2 protein-coding genes and 3 pseudogenes are annotated in these 3,710 nt (G+C 72.1%); 3 read left to right on the top strand and 2 right to left on the bottom strand.

What is annotated here, in order from left to right:
• Positions 1-406 (bottom strand): annotated as a pseudogene (locus GJ632_RS20280) (phenylalanine--tRNA ligase subunit alpha); the annotation flags it as partial.
• Positions 407-990: 584 nt separating this feature from the next.
• Between GJ632_RS20280 and GJ632_RS20275 the strand changes: the two are divergent.
• Positions 991-1,398 (top strand): hypothetical protein, encoded by a 408-nt coding sequence (locus tag GJ632_RS20275; protein ID WP_089803711.1) that lies wholly within the window; start codon positions 991-993, stop codon positions 1,396-1,398.
• A gap of 86 nt (positions 1,399-1,484) precedes the next feature.
• Entirely contained in the window at positions 1,485-1,742 is a 258-nt protein-coding gene (locus GJ632_RS20270; protein WP_089803712.1) for an amphi-Trp domain-containing protein, read from the top strand.
• Positions 1,743-1,778: 36 nt separating this feature from the next.
• On the opposite strand, the pseudogene GJ632_RS20265 reads toward GJ632_RS20270, so the two are convergent.
• A pseudogene (locus GJ632_RS20265) lies at positions 1,779-2,926 on the bottom strand (NAD(P)/FAD-dependent oxidoreductase).
• A gap of 112 nt (positions 2,927-3,038) precedes the next feature.
• Here GJ632_RS20265 and GJ632_RS20260 point away from each other — a divergent pair.
• Positions 3,039-3,710 (top strand): annotated as a pseudogene (locus tag GJ632_RS20260) (ornithine cyclodeaminase family protein); the annotation flags it as partial.

The following is a 3,710-nucleotide window of genomic DNA, read 5'->3' as shown; positions in this document are numbered from 1 at the left end:
GCGTCCGCGTCGCCGTCGGCGGCGAGTTCGCCGCCGTCGATGTCGCCGTAGCCCTTCCGGCCGAAGTTCGCGAGGGCGATGTCAACCTCGGGGCCGCCCAGTCCGGCGGCGCCGATGACCTGCCCCATCGGCACCGGGTCGTCCGTCGCGCCCGCTCGACGGCGGCGCGGTAGAGTCGCACCTCGGGGAGGTCGGACTCGACGTACTCGCGGCCCTCCTCGGTGAGTTCGTGCGTCACCGCCTCCGCCTCCTCGACGGCGACGTAGCCCTCGTCGCGGAGTTCGAAGGCGGCCTGCGTCACCGTCTCGGGTTTCAGTCCCGTCTCGTCGGCGAGTTCGCCGACGGTCGTTGCGTCCGTCGCACTCGCGGCGTTCAACACCGCGACCTGTGATTCGGGTAGTTTCATTTCGTGTTCGCGTCGGTCGTTGTCGCGTCTACCGGCCGAAGGCCAGTTAGCAGTTCCGAAGCGCGCGAGCGAGACCGCTCGCACGGGGCCGGTTCGGGCGGTTTCGTCGCCGGCGGCCGTCGGGACGGCGTGTGCCGCGCCGGCACCCGGCGACGAGTCCGCCGCCCTCACGAGCGCGATTGCATCGGTGCGACGGTGGTCGCCGCCGTCGCGGCAGCGACCCCGGCGCGAGACGACAATCGCGCTCGTCAGTCGACCCCGAAGAAGAAGCCGAACCCGTCGGTTGCGGTCGGTTCGGACGCGACGCCTCCGCCGTCGGTGGGTCCGGTCGGCATGGTCCCAACGAGCGAGTCGCGGGACAAAACGGTTCCGACTCCGTGCGACGGCGTAGCACGTCCGACGCGCGCCGTCGACGTTCGACGCCCCGCGTCAGTCTTCGACGCCGCGCGCCCCCGGCCCGCAGCTTCATGTCTGCCGCCGGACATCGATACACCGGGATGAGTGTGCCACGTCCGACTCGCTGGCCGCGACGCACCGGAGCGACAGAGTCGCCGTCTCGACCGACCGTCCGGAGGGGTCGATAGATGCTCGAACTCGAACCCCTCCTGCTGCAGGGGGGCGGTCCGAGTCGGTCGCTGGGCGGCGCGATATTCGTCTTCGTCGTCAACCTCCTCATCGGTGCCGTCGGTATCCACACCGGCGCGCGCCTCATCATCGACAGAGACGTGGGCTACGGGCGCGCGGTGTTCACCGCCTTCGTCGGTGCCCTCGTCTGGGCCGTCGTCGCGTTCTTCCTCGGGTGGATTCCGCTCCTCGGCCCGATACTCGCGCTCGCCGCGTGGATAGGGGTCATCAACTGGCAGTACCCCGGCGGCTGGCTGGCGGCGGCGACCATCGGCGGCGTCGCGTGGCTGGTGGCCGCTCTCGTCCTCTACGCCCTCGCGGCGCTGGGACTGTTCAGGTTCGCGGCGTTCGGCATCCCCGGCGTCTGACGGAGGGGCACGACCGGGGCGGACGGCCCGTCGCGCCGACCGAGACGGCCGTGCGCTTTATTCGCGCACCGCCCTCAGCACCGGACATGGTCAGCAAGACGCTCAACGCGGAGAAACTCACGCGCGAAGAGGCCGCCAGCCGCCTGCGAGCGCTCGCGGACGCCATCGAGAGCGGCGGCGACGCGGACGTCAGCGTCGGCAACAAGCGGATACGGCTCAGCCCGCGGTCGTCGCTCGCCTACGAAATCGGCGTGCGCGAACGGTCGTCCATCCTCCGCGGGAGCAGAGAGAGCATCACCGTCACGATGGACTGGAAGGCCGCGTCCGGGCGACGGAGCGAATAACCGTCCGGTCCGGCGTGACGGCGACGCGCGACCCCCTCACGCCACGTTCTGTTCGACCAGTTCCTCGTCGTCGGCCTCGAACCGGTCCAGCGACAGCGCAGAGACGTCGACGTGCGACGCCGCGCCGTCGAGACACAACTCGGCGACGCACCGGCCCGTCGCGGGGGCGTGCTGGAAGCCGTGGCCGGAGAACCCCGCGGCGACGACGAACCCCGGCGCCACCTCGTCCACGACGGCGTGGTGATCGGGCGTGACGGCGTACAGGCCGGCCCACCCGTTCCGGACGCGCGTCTCGGGACCGAAGTAGCGCGCCACGTCCGCCGCGCGTTCGACCGCCTCGGCCGTCCACGCCAAATCGGGCGACTCCGAGAAGTCGTCGGGGTCCACGTCCGGGTCCTCGTCGGCGAAGTGGCCGCCGACGAGGGCCGTCCCCTCGCGTTCGGGGCGGAAGTACGCGCCCCTGTCGAGGTCGATGGTGAGCGGGACGGACTCGGGGAGGGGGCGTTCGGGTTCGACGACGGCGGCCTGTCGGCGGCGCGGCGCGACGGGGAGCGCCACGTCGGCGAGGCGGCCGACGCGTCTGGCCCACGCGCCGGCGGCGTTGACGACGGCGTCGGCCGCGAACGTCTCCGCGGGCGCTCGACGCGCCAGCCGTCGCCCTCGCGGTCCAGCCCCGTGACCGGCGTCTTCGTCCGCACGTCCACGCCCGCCTCGTCGACGGCCCGCGAGTAGCCCTGCACCGCCGAGTGCGGGTCGGCGACGCCGTCGTCCGGGCAGTACGTCGCGGCGACGAACTCGTCGGCGCGGAGTTCCGGACAGACTTCGGTCGCCTCCGCGGACGAGAGCAGTCGGCTGGGGACGCCGCGAGCCGTCTGCATCTCGACGTTCGACTCGAAGTCGGCGGCCGTCGACGCCTCGCGCGCGAGGAACAGGTAGCCGTTCCGCCGGTAGTCGATGTCGACGCCGAACCGCTCCTCGAACGACTCCCAGACGGGGACGCTGGCGACGGAGAGGTCGACGTTCACGGGCGTGGAGAACTGCATCCGAATCCCGCCGGCGGCCCGGCCGGTGCTGCCCCCGCCGAGCGTGCCGGCCTCGCAGAGCGTCACGTCCGCGCCGCGTTCGGCGAGTGCGTGGGCGGACGACAGTCCGACGACGCCCCCGCCGACGATGACGACGTGCATGGTTCCGCTTCGATTGCGGTGGGTATGAATGTCACCCACGGTAGCTGGCGGCGAGCGAGCCCCTCGCCGCGCAGGCGGAAGAACGATTCGCCTCCGCGTCGAACGGGGAGACATGACCGACGTACGCGTCCTCTCGGACGAACGGGTCGCCTCGTTGCTCTCCCTGCCGGACCTCCTGCCCGAGATAGAGCGGGCGTTCGTGAAACAGGGCCGCGGCGAGGTCGAACGGCCGCCGCGACCGCACTACTCAGTCGGGGCGGAGACGCCCGGCACCGCGCTGACGATGCCCGCCTACGTCCACGGCGACCCGACGTACGCGACGAAACTCGCCGCCGTCCACGAGTCGAACGCCGAGAAGGGACTGCCGACCGTGAACGCGCAGATTGCCGTCACGGACGCCGAGACGGGACTCCCCCTCGCCTACCTCGCCGGCACTCGCGTGACGAACGCGCGGACGGGGTGTATCGGCGGTCTGGCGGCGCGGGAACTCGCCGACGCCCCCGTCCGACTGGGCGTGTTCGGCGCGGGCGCGCAGGCGCGGTGGCAGACGCGCGCCGTCGCGGCGGCGACGGACCTCGAACGGGTGCGAATCTACTCCCCGTCGGACTCCCGCGAGGCGTGCGCCGCGGACCTGCGCGCGCGACTGCCGGACGTGGACGTGTCGGCCGTCGACTCGCCGGACGAGGTGCTGGCGGGGTCGAACGCGTCGTGACGGCGACGACCAGCACCGAACCGGTGTTCGACGGCGACCGACTGGAGACGGGGACGCTCGTCGTCGCCGTCG

Source organism: Halogeometricum sp. CBA1124, from assembly GCF_009741955.1.
GTDB classification, from domain to species: domain Archaea; phylum Halobacteriota; class Halobacteria; order Halobacteriales; family Haloferacaceae; genus Halogeometricum; species Halogeometricum rufum.
The sequence above is the reverse complement of the archived record's forward strand: the minus strand, read 5'-3'. Positions and strand labels throughout refer to the sequence as shown.